Genomic DNA, 19,345 nt, shown 5'->3' with positions numbered 1-19,345 from the left:
AGGGAGGCCACCCGAAAAGCGCACCCCTGAGCGCCTTCCCTTGGATTCAATCAGGGCCGCACTGCAGGGAGCGCGGGAAATGGAAAAAAGACCGAGGCATATCATTCGACATGAGGTTGTAAACAGCCTCGCGAACACGTTGACAGGTGGGTTCCTGGAAGATCCGGAATATTTCGAGTCGGGGCTTAAATCTATTCAAGAAATTTATCAATTGGCTCCGGAACAACTGCGGGGAATGACGGTTGCTCAATACTTTTTGGAATGTTTCGAAAATGACATTGGCCGTTATCCACCTGAAAGCCAACAGGTGAAAAAAATAAGTCGTGCCATGGAAATGATATCTTTTCTGCGCGAACAATCTGCAAATGATGATACCGGCCAGGCGGATCAAATCATTATCTCCACCATTCGCATGATGATCAATCTTTCCAATCTGGATTTTTGGAAATTGATAAATGACGGTATTAAAAGCCGGATTAAATCAAAAGTTGGTGGAGCTAAAGGGTCAAAGAGTGCACCTGCAATTGTAATTGCAATACAACAGGTATTGCCAAAATTGAAACGATTGGTTGCGAATGCAGCCTGGGACCATATCGACAAAAATTGTTCACCAGAAAACCCCTTGACCGTTATTGATGAATGTGGTCAAGAACATGAAATATATATCGATGGGGATTCCATCTGTCAGACTAACCCTTATAAACCCATTAAAAAATCGACCTTCCCAAAATACTTTAAAAAAGCAAAAGAAAATATTGCTATTACTAAGTAATAGCATCATCCCATCTGCAATATAGCCTCTATAACATAAATACATTTTGTGTCATGGAGGTTTTTTTATGGGAGCAACAGGAAATAAAAATCCATTCCTTGTGCTTGTCGAAAATTGGCCATCCCCCTTTGTAGCACGCGAAAAACTTCCAGATTTTTCAGGTGGAATTCTTAACTCCAGGTACGTTGCTAACCTCGACTCTCAGGGTAACGGCCCCAAAGGCCGTTTTTATGTTGGGCGGAAAGCTGCCTATCCGACTGTATCTGTCGCTGATTGGATGTGGCAGAGATCAAGATGAAAGTCATGGCCGGCGCTGGCGAACCGGGCCCAGGTTGCCAGTGAAAAATCGGTTACCATCGCCCCGGTAACCGCCGGCCATTTAAAAAATTGGGGCGATAGATGTCTGAAAGCAAGGGCCTATACGTTGATAAAGAATTACTCAGATCGTCTGCATTTCGGTCATTAAACAAGTGGTCGCTGCTTGTATATCTGGATTTTCTAAGATTGCGGCAGATGAAGTCCATGAAAACCAATCGAGGCAAAGAATGGGTGATCAAAAATAATGGAGAAATTATCTATCCCTATGCGACTGCTAAACACAAAGGCATCAATCGCAGGTGCTTTAGAAATGCAATTGATGAGCTGCAAGAGAAAGGTTTTCTCGACATCGCCGAGTATGGATCCGGCGGCTACAATCGCAAGGAAACCAAATATTTTATCGATGATCGATGGAAAGCATACGGGACGCCAGGATTTAAACCTCCAAAGAAACCACGGCAGAAGGACACCAGGTCCGGCCGAGGTTGGGAGTCAATAATGTCAGATCCTGTCAGAAAACAGCAAATACTCATGAAACGAAAAAAAACCTTGATGAACAAAAAAAACAGACTTCAGTGTCAAAAATAACACCGAAAACATGCATTTCGAGTGTCAGAAATAACACTTCAAGATGACCATTTTTCATATCTTCGAGTGTTAAAAGTAACACTTCAAGATGAGCTAAAACGATGATAACATCCATTAATCATTCAAAAAATATGTTTTACCCATATTCCCATCTTGGAGTGTCAAAAATAACACCATTCTATAGTAGCCATCCTCTCAGCCTTAAAAAGTTTAAAAAAAGAGTCCGCGACCGGGAGGGAGCGCGCCGGAGGCGCAATCCGCCGGCCTGGATAGGGTATCGATAGCGTATCGAAAGGGTATCTGAAATGAAAAAAATCGATTTGGCAGCAGCGCAGGAAGCATTCAACGAATTGGCAACCGCCATCAACCGGGTGACCGAATCCTTCAGGCAGGTGGCCGTTAAGGCGAGTGAAATGGACGGTCGGCTGGATGCCATCGAAGAGCAGTTGCAGTGTGGCTCGTGCAACAAGCCAGCCGACAAAGGCGGGGGAGTCGCCAAGATACACACTCATATAGATGGAATCTCTCAAGGAACTTTGCCGCCGAATTTCGTTGAGAAATCTAACGGTCGTTAACGATTCGTTAACGGGTCGTTGTTGAGATTGCACCATCATCCAGGGGTATCAACATCGATCAACGAAAGTACTCGTTTTCGATACCTCTTATCTGCGGAAATCACGCAGATAAACCAGCAGCAGCACGGCAGAAAGCAAATGAAACATATCTTACCGTTATCTTTAAATATCTGTCGAGGGGGAGGGTGGGTTAAATCTCTGTGGGGTGATCATGCTCCACCGGCTGGCAGGTTTACGCGTATGGTCGCAGGTTTTTGATTCTTTTTTTTAACAGGGGGATATCATGGGAGCAAGAGGCCCGAAACAGCAAAGTCCGGAGCTAAACGAGCGCAAAGGAAACCCCGGAAAACGGCAGCCTACTACCACTCAGGTAATGCCCCTGCCTACCGCCCTGGCGAAACTTCCCACACCGCCCAAGCATCTGTTGCCCATTGCAAAGAGCGAGTGGCGCCGGGCCGGTAAAGAACTTGTGGCCACCGGCCGGCTGACAACCGACAATCTCAGAATACTTGAACAATATTGTACAGCATACGCAACCTTCCGTGATGCCCACGCCAAAATGGATATTGAAGGCCAGTACATCAAAACCAAATTCACAACGCGGCCGCATCCTGCTCACGGGATCGCGTTTCGCGCTTCGAAGGAAATGCGGGATGCCCTCACCCTGCTCCACGGCACCGAATCGGAAGCTGAGAAACGGGCGCCTGAAGATCCGCTGTTCGATTTTTTGAATCGAGGCAAGAAGCTGAGAAATATCCGGCGGGTGAAATAACAAACAGGAGAATACAACATGGGAGCAAAAGCAGGAAATGACGGCAATGCAATCGGTTGGGCATTCCAGAAAGAATCGAATTCGGAGAAGCAGTCATACCACGAAAAGCTGCTCATGCCGGTTCTCGATCCGGTGGCCGCGGTTGCCGGCCAACTGGCCCGCGAAAAGGATGTAGATGGGATCACTATGTTGGCCGAATGCCTGACGGCGATCATCGAGAAAGCCAACATGATGTTCAAACGATAATAGCCCGGCCATGGGGCGCGACCGCCCGCTGGCCACGTGAACCATTAACCAAGTCCGGCGGGATCGCCGGCAGCAAAGACCTGGCGACCCAGGCATAGGACCAAGCCGGAGCATGAAAATCAAACGAAAAGGAAAAAAAAATGAGCTTTAAACTGAAAGAGAAGAGAGAGCAACTGGGTCGCCTTTGGGATGAATATAAGGCGTTTCGCGACAGCCTTCCCAACGATGAAAGTTTATGGTCGGGAGAACAGAAGGAACGATTCGACCGACTGGACGCGGACTGCGACCGGCTTGAATCGGAGATTCGCCGGCTCGAAAAAGATGCCGGCCGGGAAAATCGATTTCACCAGCCGGACGGAAGCTTCACCCCCGATCCCCTGGACGACGATCAAGGGGACGTGTCCTTCCGGGGCGATAAAGGGGGCTTTGTCATCTGCCGGCCCGGGGAACGTCGCAGCCTTCCCACAGTCGGCCGGAGAAATGTGCCCGAAGACGCTTTTGATCACTACCTCCGGCACGGTGAGCGGGGCCTGTCCGCTTCCGAATTTCGAGCGTTCCAGGCTGACAGCGACGTCGAAGGCGGATACCTCGTTGCGCCGCAAAAAATGGCAAATGACCTTGTGATGGCGGCTGAACAAGAGGTTTTCATCATGAGTTGGGCACACCGACTCTACATCCCGAAAGCGGCCTCCCTGGGCGTCGTCAATCTGGACACAGACGCCGAGGATTGGGATTGGACAACGGAACTGGCCACCGGAAACGAGGAAGATTCCATCCGGTTCGGCAAACGGCAGCTTTTTCCCCACCCGGTGGCCAAGCGAGTGAAGGTTTCGCAGACCCTCATCCGGGGATCTGGCCGGGCTCAAACGATTATCGTGGGTCGCATGGGTTACAAGCTGGCCCTGACTTTCGAAAACGGATTCCTGACAGGCGACGGCAGCCAGAAACCGCTGGGCCTGTTCGTGGCGTCTGACGACGGTATCCCCACCGCCCGCGATGTCTCCACCGGGAACTCGACCACCGCCATACAAGCTGACGGGTTGATCGAGGCGAAACATACACTTAGACCGCCTTACCGCAAACGCGCGCGGTGGCTGTTTCACCCCGATTCCGTCAAAATGATTCGAAAAATGAAGGATGGGGAGGGTCAATACCTTTGGCAGCCGGGGCTTGTGGCCGATCAGGTGGACAAAATTCTCGGGCTTCCTTACGGAGAAAGCGAACTGGCTCCAAATACCTTCACCAGCGGCAATTACGTCGGGCTCGTCGGTGATTTTTCCTATTACTGGATCGCCATTGCGCTCGATGTGAAAATCCAGGTGCTTACCGAGCTGTACGCCGAAACCAACCAGATCGGCTACATCGGCCGGGCCGAAGTGGATGCACAGCCGGTGCTGGGTGAAGCGTTTGCCCGCGTGACGTTGGCGTAATCAATCAAAACAGCCTGCCGGCCGGAAGCCGGCAGGCTATTCATACGAGGTGACAGACCCATGAACTTTTCGAAAGAATTTAAGGTGAGAGAAGTCGGCGCGCCGGTTGCTGCAGCCGACGACACCGACGACAACAGCGACATTGTGGACATGAGCGGCTATGAGGGCGTCGTGTTTATCGGCACCGTCACCGACTCCGTGGCCACTGGCGTAGCCACCCTGACCGCCGAGCAGAACTCAACCAGCTCCGATGCTGGCATGGCGGCCCTGACCGGTGCCACGGCAACGGCGACCTGCACCACCAACGACGATCTGAACAACAAGACGTTGATCCTGGACGTCTACCGGCCCCGCGAGCGGTTCGTGCAGTGCGTGCGGACATCCGGCACGGCGAATATTGCCTTCGGGTCTTTGCTGGCCATTCCATACGGCCGCCGAACCCTTCCGGGCAGCGACGACGACAGTAATCTGCAAACCACTTTGGTCGTTTCCCCGGCCGAAGCGTAACCGGACCAGGCGCCGGTGTCCGGGCCGCCTTTTCTCCCGTTTTGGCGGCGAACAACAGCGCCACGCTCAATCTCAGCCCACGGTGGACTCCTGCCCACCGTGGGCGCCCTCAAAGACGAAAGGAATCATCATGGCCACTCTGGGCACAGCATATGTCAACGTCCGAACGAATCAGGACAAGCTGCCTTCGGATCTTTCCAAGGCGAAAAGAACGGTTTCCGCTGCGGTGGGCCGCATGCAGAAAACGGTCGACACGCTGACATTCGGACATGTCGGGATCTCCGCAGCGGCGTTTTCCGCTGTGTTCGTTGCCGGCATGAAAAAGAGCATCGACGCGGCCAGCGATCTGGAGGAAGTGACCAACAAATTCGGTGTGGTCTTTGGCGACCAAGTGGGTGCCGCCGAGAAGTGGGCGGACATCCTGGTTGACTCCTACGCCATGAGCACCCGCGAAGCCAAGCAATACCTTTCTTCGGTGCAGGATCTGTTGGTTCCCATGGGTCTGCAGTCGGAGGCGGCTGCCGAACTATCCAACGAAATCGTCAAGCTGTCGGCCGACCTGGGCTCATTCAACAATATGCCCACGGCCCGGGTGATGGATGACATCCAGTCAGCTTTGGTCGGCAATTACGAAACCATGAAAAAGTACGGTGTCGTTCTCACTGCCGCCCGCGTCCAGCAGGAAGCCATGAACATGGGTCTTGCCAGATCAAAAAATGAACTGACAGCGGCGGACAAGGCCCAGGCGGCCTATAAGCTGATTATCGAAGGATCTACGGCCGCCATCGGGGATATGGCCCGGACATCGGGCAGCTATGAGAACCAGAGCAAAAAGCTGCGGGCCAACGTTGAAAATCTCTCATCGGTGCTTGGAAATGAACTCTTGCCGGTGGCAACCGATGTGGTGACCACTTTTAACAACTGGATTGCCGCCAACCAGGGCATTATCCAGCAGGACATTAGCAGGTATGTCGAAAACGCGGCCGCTGCCATGGAGCGGATATGGAAAATCGTTTCCTATGATCCGGATATGCTGGAGTACGGGCTTTTGGGACTCATGCTGGCCGGTCGTAAGGGTGCCGTGATCGTCGGCGGCATGGCGCACATGATCAACTGGGCCCAGAACCTGGCCGGAGCCTTTGAGAATGCGAAAAAGGGCCTGGTGGAGTTCTCCGAAATTGCGACCGCCAATTTTCAGGAGTTGGAAAAGCTTGCACAGCGCAGTCTTACTTACACCGGTAAGATTGGCCCTCAAACGCCCGGTTATGCCGGTTATTCCGGTAGTGCGCCGACTATGCCCACCGTGACGGTGACCGGCTCACCCATCGGCGGCGGGGGCAATTCGGGTATAACCGGTGGCAAGCCCGGTAATTCCGTGGTTTTCGACTACAGCCTGACCGCCCCTGGTTTTTATGCCGACGCCCCGAGCATTGCCGGCGTGCAAGACCCGTCGCAACTTGCGCGGGCCTGGATTGACCCGGCGGTGACGGTGCATGCCGAGGCCATGGAAACGATGCAGGAGAAGGCCATCGATACCGCTGACATTATGAAAAACGCATTCGACGGTTGGGCAACGAGTTTTTCCAGCGACTTGACCGACATGCTGTGGCAAGGAGAAATGACTTTTTCAGGTATGGCTGAATCCTTTGGCAAATATCTAACTCAAATGGTCCTTCAAAAACAGATATCCGACCTCTCCACCGGGCTGCTCTCGTTCCTTCCATTTGCCAAGGGCGGCGTGATAGATCGGCCGACAATTTTCCCCATGGCCCGCGGCATGGGCTTGGCCGGCGAGGCGGGGGATGAAGCCATCCTGCCGTTGACCCGTACGTCCGGCGGGGATCTGGGCGTCAAAGCAGCCGGGGCGGGCTCAAACGTTCAGGTGATCATCAACGAGGCTCCCGCCGGTACCAAGGTTGAAAAACGGCAGACCGGCGATATAACCCAGTTCATTGTCAACCTATCTGCCCAAGATGTGGCCAGGCGAGGGCCGTTGGCGCGGACTTTAGAATCTACCTATGGTTTTAGTCGATTGGGTCGGCGGGCATAGCTGACATGTCATCGCTTAAACTTAAAAGCGGCCAGAAATACCGCATTTTACCAACCTTTCCCTGCACGGTGAAAATAAAAACAATTCCCGGCTCAGTCATAGAGGTGCGATGCGGGCCGAACACGCCTGTTTTAATAGATTCCTTCGGAAACGATATCGATGCTATTGATGTCGATAATTTTGGTTCGTATGGTGAGCCCCTTCAGGTTGTAAAAGATTAATCCATGGCCCGGCGCCCTGAATGTGTCCATTATTCCCAATGCCTGGACCGGGCAGCGGCCGGAAATCAAGATTTTTCATGCGAGGGCTGCCGGGAATACCACCGGGCGGCATACTATCCGATACTTCAAGACGTGGCCGGCTGCCTTGCGCTGGCCCTGGCGCTATTCCATCCAGACGCATATCGAGATATGGCATTTCTGCCTGGGTTTAAAACTCGGCTCCTGAAATCGTTTATCGCAGTCGTGGCCAGTCGGCCAGGTAGTCAACCCGATTGGCATGAATTCGGCACATGAGGCTTGACATATCCTACCTTTTTGTTATTCTGAGGTTGCCTAAAAATCAAAAGCGGGAGGCCTCCGATATGGCCATTTTTTATTGCATTGCTTTAAAATCCAATCGCGCATGGAAGCGGGTAGCGGCAACGCCCCGGCGGTCTCTTTTGAGCCGTAGGCCTTCCATGCGCGATCTTTTTTTTATGGGAGGTGTGGCATGTCAGACCAAATTCAGTTTGATAAAGAGTATGCTCAGGAAATTAGGGAATTTTTATTCGAGGCATGGGGGGTGTTTGGGATTATCGAATCAATTACAGATGATGTTTGTAGCAACATTAGAAAACTAGAAAACGGCAAAACCGCAATAGAAAAAAGGGCCATGGATAATATCGAAAACCTCGATTTGATTATACCGATGTTCAAAGATAAAGCCCGGCGGCTCGCGAACGATCTTCCGATGATTCCGGCAAAAGGAGGTGATTCAAGATGAAATCAACCAAAGAAAACCATTTGATTGATGATTTTGATTTGATGCTTGGTTTTGTGAAAGCCTTAACTTTTAACATGGGGGGTGAAGAGTCAGAATATACCCACATCATTTTGCATGACGTTCTTGATAAACTCGATGAGTTTAAGGAGATTCACCTTGATCCGTGGCAAAAGAAAGATTTTCCAGTTCACCCATAGACCGTGAGCCCGGCCGGATCGCCGGCCGGGTGATCCATTTGAAGGGGCTCCTGAGAAAACAGGGGCCTTTTTTATACCCTGCCCCATCATATCCTTGTACAGTCCTTGTACAAATTGTTAAAATCAGGAATTCTGAAAATAAAATAGAGGCTCAGCGAATTGCTAACCCCCTAAATTTATTGGTGCCTAGGGCCGGAATCGAACCGGCACGGGGTATAACCCCGAGGGATTTTAAGTCCCTTGCGTCTACCAATTCCGCCACCCAGGCAATCGTTGAATTCTCCGAATGGAATGTGCGGATTTAAGGACAACCGTTCGTGAGGCAGCTATTAACGGGATTCAACTGGAATGTCAAGGAAATCAATTGCCTTCAACCGTACATTGAAACGCTTTATTCTAGTCGGAAAAAATCTACGACCCCATGGCAGCGGCAGGCCGTGGCAATCATCAGAGAGCGATTCCGGTTGGTGCGAATCGTCTCCAGGACATGGAAAAAATCGCCCGGATAAATACCGCCGACGCCGGGCAGCAATTGGTGGCTGCGGATGACGATGGGCAGCACATCGTCAAAATCCAGACCGGCCAGAAGGCGAAACAGGTCCATGGGCCTGGGTTTTCCGGTGTGGGTGCATATATTTTCCGGTTCAGGGCAGTTGTCCGGGCAGATAAAATCGGCATGGCTGACGTAGGCCTGCCCCATGGCCCCCCGCATGGCATGGGGCATCCGGGTCAACCATTCGTCCGGGATATCGATGGGGATTATTTTATATTTTTTCGATAGGTTGAATTTCAACCATTCATAAGCAACGTGAATGGGAATGGCCGGTACGACAATGTCCACCGGCGCCTCCGGCTTCAGCTCGGCGGCAAGCCACTGGATGCCGTCCTGCCGGATGGCGGTCACTTTGCCGTGACCCAAATCCGTCGACTTTTTATCGACAACGGTAATCTCCGCATCGCCTTTTTTTTTGCCGATTCGCTCCACGGCAATCTGCCCGAAACGACCGGCACCGATAATCCAGAATCGTTCCAATCCCTTAAGCGGGTCTTTTTGTCGCTTGTCTTTGGTCATGGCATTTGATAAAAACGGGGTCAATATGACCAGCACCACACCGCATTTGATTCTTGCTTCCCAGTCCCCCCGGCGTCGCTACCTTCTTGAACAGGCCGGCCTGAGGTTTTCGGTGATTCCCAGCACCGTTGACGAAGACGCCATTGAGTTAACAGAACCGGGCGCCTATGTCAAAACACTGGCCCGGGCCAAGGCCGAAGCGGTGGCACAAGAACACCCCGGGAGTTGGGTGATCGGAGCGGATACCGTCGTCACCATCGACAGCGCCATATTGGGCAAGCCTGGCAATCCCGAAGAAGCCCGCCGGATGCTCGAACAACTCGGCGGCCAGTCTCACGATGTCTACACAGGCTATGCCATCGTCTGCAAAGAACGTCGGCTGATCGTCAGCAAGGCGATTCGTACCGATGTGCAGTTCAAGGAACTGAATACAAAAGAGATCGAGTGGTACATTCAGACCGGCGAGCCCTTTGACAAGGCCGGTGCCTACGCCATCCAGGGGATGGGTACCTTTCTTGTGCGGCGCATCAACGGATCCTACACCAATGTCGTTGGGCTTCCCGTGTGCGAAGTGATCGAAGACCTGCTGAATCTGGGGGTGGTTTCCATGGATCGCTCGCTTCCGTCAGAAACCGGGGAAACGAAAGGAACGCAACCGTGAAGGAACGCCTTCAACGGGTCAAAGATCGAATTGCCGCGGCCGCCCGGGCCTGCGATCGTGATCCGGATTCCGTCCGTCTGGTGGCGGTAAGCAAGACCGTCGATGCCGACCGGGTGGCCCGGGCTATCGAAGCCGGCGCCGACATTCTGGGGGAAAACTACATCCAGGAGGCCCGGGACAAATTCAACGCCCTTTACGACCGTCCGGTGGCATGGCATTTCATTGGCCACCTGCAATCCAACAAAGCCAAATATGCCGTGCGCATGTTCGACCTGATCCATTCGGTGGATTCCCATAAACTGGCAAAAGCACTGGACAAAGAAGCGCGCAAAAACGAAAAGGTGCAGGATATCCTCATTCAGGTGAACATCAGCCAAGAGGAAACCAAATCGGGGATCGATGCCGCCGAAGCGGTCGAACTGATCACCGGGATCGGCACCCTGGAAAACGTCCGGGTAAAGGGCCTGATGACCATGCCGCCCTTTTTCGACCAGCCGGAAAAGGCCCGGCCCTATTTCCGCCAGCTGGCCCGTCTTCGGGACCGCATTGCCGGGGCCGGAATTCCCGGTGTTGGTATGGAAGAACTCTCCATGGGCATGACCGGCGATTTCGAAGTGGCTATCGCCGAAGGCGCCACCCTGGTTCGCATCGGCACCGCCATTTTCGGAGCCCGCCAGTGAAGCTGCTCATCCACATCTGCTGCGGACCGTGCAGCATCTATCCGGTCCGGGTGCTGCGGGACGACCGCCACGAGGTCATGGGTTTTTTTTATCGCAGCAACATCCACCCCTTTACCGAGTGCCTGCGCCGGGAAGAGACCCTTAAAACCTACGCCGAATCGATTGCGCTCAAACTGCTGGTTCAACCGGGCTACGAAATCGAAAATTTCCTGCGCAACGTGGCTTTCAGGGAGGCCGAGCGCTGCACCACCTGCTATCACGACCGCCTGACCACCACAGCCCAATACGCTAAAAAGGGAAAATTCGACGGTTTCACCTCCACCCTGCTGTACAGCCGATTTCAAAAACACGACCAGATCCGGTCCATCGGCGAAGCGGTGGGTAAATCCATCGGTGTACCCTTTTATTACCGTGATTTTCGCGAAGGGTGGAAAGCGGGTATCGAGGAATCCAGGCGATTGGGCATGTACCGCCAGCAATACTGCGGCTGCATTTACAGCGAAAAAGAACGCTACTACCGCCAGTCCAAGAAAGGCAAGCTCCCCCAACCGGCCGGTGCGGCAGGCGCACAAAACTCCTGAAACCATTCCTGCGGGACGACAGACCTCATGTTCGCCAACTTCATTTACTTCATCCTTGCCCTGCTGATCTATTCCACCTACCAGCCATCGGAGCAAACCAATTTTCCACCGCTGGACACTGTCTTATTCTTCGTTTCGCTTCTGCTATTCTTTTACATCGTTTCCAAACGCCAGTTCACCCGAATCGCTGCTTCCATTCACACCAGCACGCCCGATGAACTGGACCGTCGGTTTTCATCCACCCTTACCCGCCAGTCCGTTCTGGCCGTTGCCCTGTTCGCGGTAGACATCTATGGCCTCAATCTTTCCTCTTTTTCAAGCAACATCTGGCTCTTTCAGGTGATCCCCACGCTTGAAGCGCTGATCTTCATGGCTCTTTTTTGCGGCTACCTGGCCCTGATCTGGTTCAACGCCTACGATGCCTATCGGTACGTCTATCGCGCGGAATTGAGCCGCAGGGCCTATGTAACCTCCAACATTCAATTCAGCCTTCCCGTTTTGCTACCCTGGCTGCTGCTTTCCGGCGTTGCCGACCTCATCCTGGCCCTTCCCTTCGAACTGCCCCGCAAGGTGCTGACCTCGCCACAGGGTGAAACTGCTTACTTTCTCGTGTTTCTTTTTGTCGTAGCCATTTTGGGGCCCGTGATCATCCAGAAATTCTGGCGCTGCCGCTCCCTGGAAGCCGGATACTTCCGCCAGCGCATCGATGCGCTCTGCCGACGTGCCGACGTCAGATATGCCGATATCCTTTACTGGCCGATTTTCGGCGGCCGCATGATCACCGCCGGCGTGATGGGTCTGGTGAGCCGGTTTCGCTACATCCTGGTCACCGATGCCCTGCTGCGCATTCTCGACCCCACGGAGGTGGATGCCGTCATCGCCCATGAAATCGGCCATGTCAGAAAACGCCACCTGCTGTTCTATCTCTTTTTCTTTATCGGCTATATGCTGGTCGCCTATGCCACCTTCGATCTGATCGTCTATCTGATCATATTTTCCGAGCCGATCTATCGTTTCGTCTTTTTCACGGGTATCAGCCGCACCACGGTTACCACGAGCCTTTTAAGCCTGGCCATTATTTTCAATTTTTTGGTCTATTTTCGTTTTATTTTCGGTTATTTCATGCGCAACTTCGAACGACAGGCCGATTCCTTTGTCTACACCCTGTTTGCCAGCGCGGCCCCTTTGATCTCCACGTTCCAAAAAATTGTGGCCGTCTCCGGCCAGTCGGCGGAAAAACCGAACTGGCACCATTTCAGCATTCAACAGCGGGTCGAATTTCTGCGACGCTGCGAGTCGGATCGCTCCGCGATCCTTCGTCATGATCGCAAAGTGCGTACCAGCATCGCTATTTATACCGCAGCCATCGTTCTGGTGGGAATCGCCGGGTACCAGCTCAACTTCGGACAGGCTGGTAAACTGCTGAACGAAAAGTTCTTCGAAACCGTCATCCTCAAAGAACTTTCAAGCGGCGGGGAAAACAACGCCGGTCTTTACGGCATGCTGGGCGATCTCTACTTCGGTCGGGGCAATTTCGAGCAGGCCGTCTCGGCCTACCGCAGCGCCTTGGAACTGGAACCGGAAAACGCCCTGGTGCTCAACAACTACGCCTGGCTGCTGGCCACCTGCGAAGATTCTTCCTTCCGCGATCCCGAATTGGCGCTGGGATTGGCCCAAAAGGCCGCTTCCATCGAACAGTCGCCTCACATCATGGACACCCTGGCCGAAAGCCTGTTTGTTAACGGGCGTGTGGATGAAGCCGTCGCCGCAGCGACCACCGCCCGCTCCCTGGCCAAAACCAACCTCCAATACTACGACGGGCAGCTTGAAAAATTCCAAGCTGCCCGCGAAATGCCCACAAATTAGAAATAATCTTGAATAATTACTTGATGCAGACCTTTCTTACCTCGATAAGATCGCAATGCCCCTGAAAAATCTTTTCGATACCGTCCTGCTTCAGGGTCGTCATGCCGTCTCCGATCGCCTGGTCGCGAATGACTTTCATTTCCGCCTTGGTCTGGATCAGCTTTTTCATTTCGTCCGTGCCCATCAGCAGTTCGTGGAGCCCCATACGCCCCCGGTAACCGGTATTGCTGCAAAGATCGCAGCCCTCCGGTTTGTATAATTCCAAGTCGTCCGTGTATTCGATGCCGAGGTTTTTCTTGAAATCTTCTTCACCGTATTCGCGTACCAGATCGTCGAACTCCTCTTTACTGGGATGATATTTGCGTTTGCAGGTTTTGCAAAGGGTGCGCACCAGCCGCTGGGCCAGGATACACAAAACAGCGTCGGCGAAGTTAAAGGGGTCCATGCCCATATCCAGCAAGCGGGTGATGCTCTCCGGGGCACTGTTGGTATGCAGGGTGGAAAAGACGAGGTGACCGGTGAGCGAGGCCTCGATTCCGATGGAGGTGGTCTCTTTGTCGCGCATTTCACCGACCATGATCACGTCCGGGTCAGCACGCAGAAAGGCCCGCATGGCCGCTGCGAAATCGAATCCGATCTTGGGCTTCACCTGCACTTGGCGAAGGCCACGCTGGGTGATTTCCACCGGATCCTCCGCCGTCCAGATCTTGGTTTCGGTCTTGTTGATGAAGCTGAGGGCCGAATGCAAGGTGGTGGTTTTACCGGAGCCAGTGGGCCCGCAAACGAAAATAATCCCGTACGGTTTGGTCACCACGCTGAGAAAATTCTTGTAGTTGGCTTTGGAAAAACCCATTTTGTCCAGCGGGATGGGCTCGCCGGCGGCCAGGATACGCATGACTACATCTTCCAGCCCGCCCTGGGTGGGAATGGTGGCCACACGTAGCTCGATGTCCTTGCCGCCGTATTTTTTGAATTTGATCTTGCCGTCCTGGGGCAGCCGCCTTTCGGCGATATCCAGATCGGACATGATTTTGATCCTCGAAACCACGGCATTCTTGTAGGAGAAAGGAATGGTCTGGTAAATCGTACACGATCCGTCCACCCGGATACGCACCTGGGTATTTTGTTTTCCCGGATAGGGTTCGATATGAATATCCGAAGCATTGCGGCTGTAAGCGTCCAGAATGATCTTGTTGACCAACTGGACCACGGCACTGTCCTCTTCACCGACACCGGATGAAGCCTCTTCGATCTCCTCATCCTCGACCTGAAGTTGGGAGAGGATATCGTCGATTTCAGCCAGTTCCTTTTCATCCTGGGTGAACAGCTTGATAAAATCGAGGATGTCCTGTTTGAGGCTGACATAAAAGGTGACGGGGCGCCCGGGGAACAGGGCCTTGATCTCGTCGATCTTTTTCAGGTCGTGGGGATTGTCCACCGCGATGACGACTTTTTTGTCTTCACTCTTCAACGGCACCCAGATGTTGTTGCGCATGAAGGGTACCTTGAGGCCTGTCATGAGATCGCCGGGGATGGGGTAATTGTTGTTGAACTCGATAAAGCTGGTCTTATAAAATTTTTCCAGTGCGCTGCCGATTTCCTTTTTGGGGATTTTGAAATCCTTCATCAGGACTGCGGAAACCGGCTCCTTGCGCTGAGCGGCGTCGGCGTGAGCCTTGCTCAACTCTTTCTGGGTCAGCAGGTGGTTTTCCAGCAGGTAATCGTACTTGTTGGAACGACCTCCCCGTGCGGCGATGCGCTTCTGGTTGTACAACGCCACACCCATAATTTTGGACAACTCGGCAACGGCTTTTTCTTCGGCACCGCCGAATCCGCCACCGGATTTGCGATTGATCAGTTCCAGGGTGCCCATGAGGTATTTCTGGTAGACGATCGGATGCGCCAGAATCTGTTTGGTGCGATACCCCGTTCGGCGGTCCCAGCTGGAATCGAATTGCAATTCCGGATCGATGGCCGTCAACTCTTTCTGGTCGTAGACATCCTTGATGTTGAGGAGCGTCTGTTTCAAGGCAGCGTAACCGGCCACGCTGGTCTGGGCGACGGGAATCCGGATTTCGGTGACCTCGTTGCCGGATTTGAAGCGGGATACCAATTCCCGTTTGACACCGTCCACTACGTAGACGGTGATCCGGTCTGCACCGAACAATTCGCAGATTTCGTCCTTCAGGTTGATCAGAGCTTCGCCCAGGTTGCTGGCCGCGTTGAGGCGGCTGCCGATCGCCTGAATTTTGGCGCTGTACTGGGCCTCGGATGTTGCACCCGTCCCGCTGTCTTCGTCCAATGTAAAAGAAATTTCTGCGTTGGCCATAACGTCACTACCTGCCATTGGTTTGTGTTACCATGATCCTCTTGCAAAAGGATGTGCAGGATCAATCCTTTACGAATCCGTCTGAAATGCGACTTTTTGCGAGTTCATCAATCTTCCAATTTATCCGGCTGCTTGCGAAATTCGTGAAACAGCTTTTTACCTCCGCCTCCGATAAGGAAAATCCCGATGAAATAAAAACAGAATCGGATGAAACCGGAAGCGGCGGCGAATCTCGGAATCTGTTCGATGCTGGGCATCACTTGGGGGATCCGGTAGAAAACCCCCAGCCCCGCAAGAATCAGGGCTATTGCCCAGACAACTTGAACTTGGTTTATCTGTTTATCGCCCATCAAATAACCTGAATGGAACTTTTTGGCTCGGTATGTGTATTCTATACCACAGCAATGCCCCAAAAGGCACAACAATTTTCGACGGGACGCAACCCGGCCGTAAAAAAATTCGGCCCGTGGGATACGCTCACATCCGATCGATCACGCACTTTAAGGTTGGCAAACTTTTCAGAACACGGTTGCAAAAAACCGGACACGAAGTTTTCCGATAATCCGGTTCGGCTATAGAGAGTACAAACGCTCTCCGTCGATCACATTGACGCCCTTGGATTGCAGCAGGTCTACGGCCTTTTGATCTTCCTCGATACGAAAGATCATCACTGCGTTGTCACCGGAGGTGCGTACGAAGGCGTACATGTATTCCACATTGATTGCGGCTTCGTGAAGCATGGTCAAAATCTCGTGAAGCCCGCCGGGGCGGTCGGCAACCTCCACGGCCACCACGTGGGTCTTTCCCACGGTGAATCCGTTGTTTTTCAGCGTCGATATCGCCTTTTGAGTATCGTCGACAATGAGCCGCAAGACACCGAAATCGGATGTATCTGCCAATGCCAGGGCCCGGATATTCACGTTGGATTCGGTCAGAATCGCAGTCACTTCCGAAAGTCTTCCTGATTTGTTCTCCAGAAAAACGGAAATCTGTTCTACCTGCATCTGTTCCTCCACAATATAGTCGGTCATTGATTTTTTCACTTTAGTGCTGAAATTCTTTTTATCATTATCAAATCTTGCGGTTGTCCACAACCCGAACGGCCTTGCCCTGGCTTCTTTCGATGCCCTTGGGCTCGACCAGCTTGACCTTGGCGGAAACACCAAGCAATTCTTTGATATTCTTTGAAATACGACGTTCCAGCCGCTGCAGTCCCTTGACCTCGTCGGTAAAACCGCGTTCGCCTACTTCCACGTTAACGGTGAGCACGTCCAGATTGTCCTCACGATCCACCACCAACTGGTAGTGCGGCTCCACTTCCTCGATATCCATGAGCACGCTTTCGATCTGCGAGGGAAAGACGTTGACGCCGCGGATGATCAGCATGTCGTCGCTGCGGCCCGTGACCCGGTTCATGCGGACAAGAGTGCGGCCGCAGATGCACGGTTCGGGGTTCAGGGAGGTGATATCGCGGGTGCGATACCGGATGACGGGGAAGGCCTCCTTGGTCAGCGAAGTGAATACCAGCTCCCCGGCGCTTCCGTAAGGCAGGGGTTCGAGCGTCTTGGGATCGACGATCTCCGGGATGAAGTGGTCTTCGAAGACATGCAGGCCTTTTTTGGCTTCGTGGCATTCGATGGCCACGCCGGGTCCCATGACCTCGCTGAGTCCGTAGATGTCCACGGCCACCAGATTCAGTTTGCGTTCGATCTCAAGACGCATCTGCTCGGACCAGGGCTCTGCGCCGAACACGCCGAACTTGAAATTCAGCGACTCGAACGAGACGCCCATCTCTTCGGCCACTTCAGCCAGATGCAGGGCATAGGACGGCGTGGCGGTGATAATGGTGGGCTTGAAATCCCTCATAATCACCACCTGGCGTTTGGTGTTGCCGCCGGAAACCGGGATCACCGATGCTCCCAGGCACTCAGCCCCGTAATGAACGCCCAGACCACCGGTAAACAGACCGTACCCGTAGGCATTGTGAATGATGTCTCCCCGTCCGGCACCGCCGGCAGCCAATGAGCGGGCCATCAGCGTGGACCATGTTTTCACGTCTCTGGCCGTGTATCCCACAACCGTGGGCTGTCCGGTGGTGCCGGACGAGGCATGGATGCGGACCACGTTGTCCATGGGAACGGCAAACATGTTGAAGGGATAATTATCGCGAAGGTCCTGCTTGGTGGTGAACGGAATTTTCCTGAGATCTTCCAGCGTCTGGATATCCCCAGGAACGATTCCGGCCTCCTTGAACTTCTTGCGGTAAAAAGGGACACTGGCATATACCCGTTCAAGGGTGGTTTGAAGCCGCCGGAGCTGAATCGATTCTAATGCTTCGCGGGGCATGGTTTCGTATTCGATGTCGTGGATCATTTTCTTATCTCTCCTTCCTGCCTGAAGTTGTTAGTGCCCATCCCGAAATGGCCAATTCGCCCGATATCTTTGTTGCGCGAAAAATTTTATCCTCGAAATATCCACCATATGTCTCCGGTAAAATTTTTCGTGCGCCTCGATCTCGACCCAATTTGCCTATTTCTGGATGGACTCTGTTATAAAAGCGAATCTGAAACGCTGTCATGTCCAATGAACCAATAAAAAAGCCGGGGTTGCCCCCGGCCTTGCGCAGCAAAAAAGCCATGGGGGTCGGTCGAGTTCACCGTCCACCCATGGCATGATTATGAAAGCATTAAAATTCGTGTCGCCGTGCCATGGATGGACCCGCTAAAGCGGAAGCCACCCAGGGCACCGACGGATCGGAATTGTCCACGCGATCCGTTCATGATCTTGTTATCCTTTATCGTGGGGCGAAATCAGGAACCATCGCGGCTCCGACGTTTATCGCTGGATAATGAATATGACCGTTCCTGTCAAGGGAAATATCATTCCAAAACATCGGGTTTATTGAAAAATATTGGTTACCCGTTGAGTGTCCCCTTGAACTGCGGTTTTCGTTTTTCGATAAAGGCTTGGGTTCCCTCCTTGCCGTCCTCGCTGGCCATGCAGATGGCAAAAGCATCCACTTCGATCTTAAGGCCGGTGCCCAGGTCCACATCCAACCCGCTGTTGACAGCCTGCTTGGCCGCCCGCAGGGAAACCTTCCCCTTGGCGGCGATGGCGCGGGCGGTTTTCAAGGTCGCCTCCATCAGTTCCGCCTGGGGCAGCACCCGGTTGACCATCCCGAGGGTTTCGGCTTCTGCGGCCGGGATCATCTTGCCGGTAAAAATCATCTCCTTGGCCCGATTGCTGCCGATCAGACGGGGCAATCGCTGGGTGCCGCCAAATCCGGGAATGATGCCCAATGTGATTTCCGGCAGCCCGAACATGGCGTTTTCGGAAGCGTAGATAAAGTCGCAGGCCAGGGCCATTTCGCTTCCGCCCCCCAGTGCGAAGCCGTTGACGGCAGCTATGACCGGAATGGCAAGCTCCTGCAGCCGACTGATGGTCAACTGCCCTTTTCGAGAAAACATCTTGCCCTGCAGGGTGTTGAAGGTTGCCAGTTCGGTGATGTCGGCACCGGCCACAAAGGATTTCTCACCGGCGCCGGTCAGCACCAGCACACGAATATCTTCATCGGCCTCGATCTCGTCGAGGGCTGCGGCGAGCTCGTCCAGCAGCATCCCGTTCAAGGCGTTGAGCGCTTTGGGACGGTTGAAGGTAATGGTGGCAATGCCTTCATTCACTTCAAAAATGATGTTTTCGTACCCCATGTCTGCCTCC

21 protein-coding genes and 1 tRNA gene are annotated in these 19,345 nt (G+C 53.2%); 16 read left to right on the top strand and 6 right to left on the bottom strand.

The features are described 5' to 3' along the window. The first annotated feature begins 79 nt into the window (after positions 1-79). The 11 genes from GN111_RS03760 (at position 80) to GN111_RS03710 (ending at position 8,439) form a co-directional block, all read left to right on the top strand. On the top strand, positions 80-772 hold the full coding sequence (locus tag GN111_RS03760; RefSeq protein WP_155302466.1) for a hypothetical protein: 693 nt from the start codon (positions 80-82) through the stop codon (positions 770-772). Between the two features lie 67 nt (positions 773-839). Further along, a complete protein-coding gene (locus GN111_RS03755; RefSeq protein ID WP_155302465.1) occupies positions 840-1,070 on the top strand; it encodes a hypothetical protein in 231 nt (76 codons plus the stop codon). A 224-nt stretch (positions 1,071-1,294) separates the two neighbouring features. Continuing rightward, complete coding sequence (locus GN111_RS03750) at positions 1,295-1,678, top strand: hypothetical protein (protein ID WP_155302464.1); 384 nt, start codon at positions 1,295-1,297, stop codon at positions 1,676-1,678. Between the two features lie 305 nt (positions 1,679-1,983). Next, positions 1,984-2,253: a hypothetical protein gene (locus tag GN111_RS03745; protein ID WP_155302463.1), complete on the top strand. Its 270-nt coding sequence runs from the start codon at positions 1,984-1,986 to the stop codon at positions 2,251-2,253. Positions 2,254-2,536: 283 nt separating this feature from the next. Then, positions 2,537-3,025, top strand: coding sequence for a P27 family phage terminase small subunit (locus GN111_RS03740; protein WP_155302462.1), 489 nt, complete (start codon positions 2,537-2,539; stop codon positions 3,023-3,025). A gap of 18 nt (positions 3,026-3,043) precedes the next feature. After that, a complete protein-coding gene (locus GN111_RS03735) occupies positions 3,044-3,271 on the top strand; it encodes a hypothetical protein (protein ID WP_155302461.1) in 228 nt (75 codons plus the stop codon). 140 nt (positions 3,272-3,411) lie between these two features. After that, complete coding sequence (locus GN111_RS03730; protein ID WP_155302460.1) at positions 3,412-4,701, top strand: phage major capsid protein; 1,290 nt, start codon at positions 3,412-3,414, stop codon at positions 4,699-4,701. Between the two features lie 60 nt (positions 4,702-4,761). After that, entirely contained in the window at positions 4,762-5,208 is a 447-nt protein-coding gene (locus GN111_RS03725; protein ID WP_155302459.1) for a hypothetical protein, read from the top strand. Positions 5,209-5,338: 130 nt separating this feature from the next. Beyond that, a complete protein-coding gene (locus GN111_RS03720; RefSeq protein ID WP_155302458.1) occupies positions 5,339-7,258 on the top strand; it encodes a phage tail tape measure protein in 1,920 nt (639 codons plus the stop codon). Between the two features lie 711 nt (positions 7,259-7,969). Then, entirely contained in the window at positions 7,970-8,242 is a 273-nt protein-coding gene (locus GN111_RS03715; RefSeq protein ID WP_155302457.1) for a hypothetical protein, read from the top strand. Then, positions 8,239-8,439: a hypothetical protein gene (locus GN111_RS03710; protein ID WP_155302456.1), complete on the top strand. Its 201-nt coding sequence runs from the start codon at positions 8,239-8,241 to the stop codon at positions 8,437-8,439. Before GN111_RS03715 ends, GN111_RS03710 begins: the two co-directional genes overlap by 4 nt. A 180-nt stretch (positions 8,440-8,619) precedes the next feature. Here the strand turns inward: GN111_RS03710 and GN111_RS03705 are convergent. Together GN111_RS03705 and GN111_RS03700 are read right to left on the bottom strand one after the other, a co-directional pair. Continuing rightward, positions 8,620-8,707, bottom strand: a tRNA-Leu gene (locus GN111_RS03705). Between the two features lie 123 nt (positions 8,708-8,830). Next, entirely contained in the window at positions 8,831-9,511 is a 681-nt protein-coding gene (locus GN111_RS03700; protein ID WP_155302455.1) for a potassium transporter, read from the bottom strand. 25 nt (positions 9,512-9,536) lie between these two features. Here GN111_RS03700 and GN111_RS03695 point away from each other — a divergent pair, with 25 nt between their 5' ends. Genes GN111_RS03695 through GN111_RS03680 form a run of 4 tightly spaced genes read left to right on the top strand, consistent with a single transcriptional unit; the run spans position 9,537 to position 13,299 of the window. After that, positions 9,537-10,172, top strand: a complete 636-nt coding sequence (locus GN111_RS03695) for a Maf family protein (protein WP_155302454.1) — start codon at positions 9,537-9,539, stop codon at positions 10,170-10,172. Further along, positions 10,169-10,852, top strand: coding sequence for a YggS family pyridoxal phosphate-dependent enzyme (locus tag GN111_RS03690; protein ID WP_155302453.1), 684 nt, complete (start codon positions 10,169-10,171; stop codon positions 10,850-10,852). Before GN111_RS03695 ends, GN111_RS03690 begins: the two co-directional genes overlap by 4 nt. After that, positions 10,849-11,433, top strand: a complete 585-nt coding sequence (locus GN111_RS03685; protein ID WP_155302452.1) for an epoxyqueuosine reductase QueH — start codon at positions 10,849-10,851, stop codon at positions 11,431-11,433. The genes GN111_RS03690 and GN111_RS03685 overlap by 4 nt, the downstream gene beginning before the upstream one ends. Positions 11,434-11,460: 27 nt before the next feature. Beyond that, complete coding sequence (locus tag GN111_RS03680; RefSeq protein ID WP_155302451.1) at positions 11,461-13,299, top strand: M48 family metallopeptidase; 1,839 nt, start codon at positions 11,461-11,463, stop codon at positions 13,297-13,299. Positions 13,300-13,315: 16 nt separating this feature from the next. Here the strand turns inward: GN111_RS03680 and GN111_RS03675 are convergent, their stop codons facing one another. Then, positions 13,316-15,628 carry a GspE/PulE family protein gene (locus GN111_RS03675; protein ID WP_155302450.1) on the bottom strand — a complete coding sequence of 771 codons (2,313 nt, stop codon included), beginning with the start codon at positions 15,626-15,628 and terminating at the stop codon, positions 13,316-13,318. A 32-nt stretch (positions 15,629-15,660) separates the two neighbouring features. Between GN111_RS03675 and GN111_RS03670 the strand changes: the two genes are divergently transcribed. After that, entirely contained in the window at positions 15,661-15,990 is a 330-nt protein-coding gene (locus GN111_RS03670; RefSeq protein ID WP_155302449.1) for a hypothetical protein, read from the top strand. A gap of 210 nt (positions 15,991-16,200) precedes the next feature. On the opposite strand, the gene GN111_RS03665 is transcribed toward GN111_RS03670, so the two are convergent. From GN111_RS03665 to GN111_RS03655, 3 genes are all read right to left on the bottom strand, one after another. Beyond that, on the bottom strand, positions 16,201-16,659 hold the full coding sequence (locus tag GN111_RS03665) for an ACT domain-containing protein (RefSeq protein ID WP_331457706.1): 459 nt from the start codon (positions 16,657-16,659) through the stop codon (positions 16,201-16,203). A 40-nt stretch (positions 16,660-16,699) separates the two neighbouring features. Beyond that, positions 16,700-18,001, bottom strand: coding sequence for a phenylacetate--CoA ligase family protein (locus GN111_RS03660; RefSeq protein ID WP_155302448.1), 1,302 nt, complete (start codon positions 17,999-18,001; stop codon positions 16,700-16,702). Positions 18,002-18,543: 542 nt separating this feature from the next. Next, on the bottom strand, positions 18,544-19,335 hold the full coding sequence (locus GN111_RS03655) for an enoyl-CoA hydratase/isomerase family protein (RefSeq protein ID WP_155302447.1): 792 nt from the start codon (positions 19,333-19,335) through the stop codon (positions 18,544-18,546). Positions 19,336-19,345 lie beyond the last annotated feature (10 nt).

Origin of the sequence: Desulfosarcina widdelii, from assembly GCF_009688965.1 — a bacterium.
GTDB classification, from domain to species: Bacteria; Desulfobacterota; Desulfobacteria; order Desulfobacterales; family Desulfosarcinaceae; genus Desulfosarcina; species Desulfosarcina widdelii.
The sequence above is the reverse complement of the archived record's forward strand: the minus strand, read 5'-3'. Positions and strand labels throughout refer to the sequence as shown.

Bases quoted from the DNA above. Each gene is read 5' to 3' on its own strand.
- GN111_RS03745 (WP_155302463.1), top strand. From the start codon at position 1,984: ATGAAAAAAATCGATTTGGCAGCAGCGCAGGAAGCATTCAACGAATTG.
- GN111_RS03660 (WP_155302448.1), bottom strand. From the start codon at position 18,001: ATGATCCACGACATCGAATACGAAACCATGCCCCGCGAAGCATTAGAA.
- GN111_RS03655 (WP_155302447.1), bottom strand. From the start codon at position 19,335: ATGGGGTACGAAAACATCATTTTTGAAGTGAATGAAGGCATTGCCACC.
- GN111_RS03750 (WP_155302464.1), top strand. From the start codon at position 1,295: ATGAAAACCAATCGAGGCAAAGAATGGGTGATCAAAAATAATGGAGAA.
- GN111_RS03730 (WP_155302460.1), top strand. From the start codon at position 3,412: ATGAGCTTTAAACTGAAAGAGAAGAGAGAGCAACTGGGTCGCCTTTGG.
- GN111_RS03675 (WP_155302450.1), bottom strand. From the start codon at position 15,628: ATGGCCAACGCAGAAATTTCTTTTACATTGGACGAAGACAGCGGGACG.
- GN111_RS03760 (WP_155302466.1), top strand. From the start codon at position 80: ATGGAAAAAAGACCGAGGCATATCATTCGACATGAGGTTGTAAACAGC.
- GN111_RS03755 (WP_155302465.1), top strand. From the start codon at position 840: ATGGGAGCAACAGGAAATAAAAATCCATTCCTTGTGCTTGTCGAAAAT.
- GN111_RS03700 (WP_155302455.1), bottom strand. From the start codon at position 9,511: ATGACCAAAGACAAGCGACAAAAAGACCCGCTTAAGGGATTGGAACGA.
- GN111_RS03680 (WP_155302451.1), top strand. From the start codon at position 11,461: ATGTTCGCCAACTTCATTTACTTCATCCTTGCCCTGCTGATCTATTCC.
- GN111_RS03665 (WP_331457706.1), bottom strand. From the start codon at position 16,659: ATGACCGACTATATTGTGGAGGAACAGATGCAGGTAGAACAGATTTCC.
- GN111_RS03710 (WP_155302456.1), top strand. From the start codon at position 8,239: ATGAAATCAACCAAAGAAAACCATTTGATTGATGATTTTGATTTGATG.
- GN111_RS03725 (WP_155302459.1), top strand. From the start codon at position 4,762: ATGAACTTTTCGAAAGAATTTAAGGTGAGAGAAGTCGGCGCGCCGGTT.
- GN111_RS03715 (WP_155302457.1), top strand. From the start codon at position 7,970: ATGTCAGACCAAATTCAGTTTGATAAAGAGTATGCTCAGGAAATTAGG.
- GN111_RS03735 (WP_155302461.1), top strand. From the start codon at position 3,044: ATGGGAGCAAAAGCAGGAAATGACGGCAATGCAATCGGTTGGGCATTC.
- GN111_RS03740 (WP_155302462.1), top strand. From the start codon at position 2,537: ATGGGAGCAAGAGGCCCGAAACAGCAAAGTCCGGAGCTAAACGAGCGC.
- GN111_RS03695 (WP_155302454.1), top strand. From the start codon at position 9,537: ATGACCAGCACCACACCGCATTTGATTCTTGCTTCCCAGTCCCCCCGG.
- GN111_RS03670 (WP_155302449.1), top strand. From the start codon at position 15,661: ATGATCCTCTTGCAAAAGGATGTGCAGGATCAATCCTTTACGAATCCG.
- GN111_RS03720 (WP_155302458.1), top strand. From the start codon at position 5,339: ATGGCCACTCTGGGCACAGCATATGTCAACGTCCGAACGAATCAGGAC.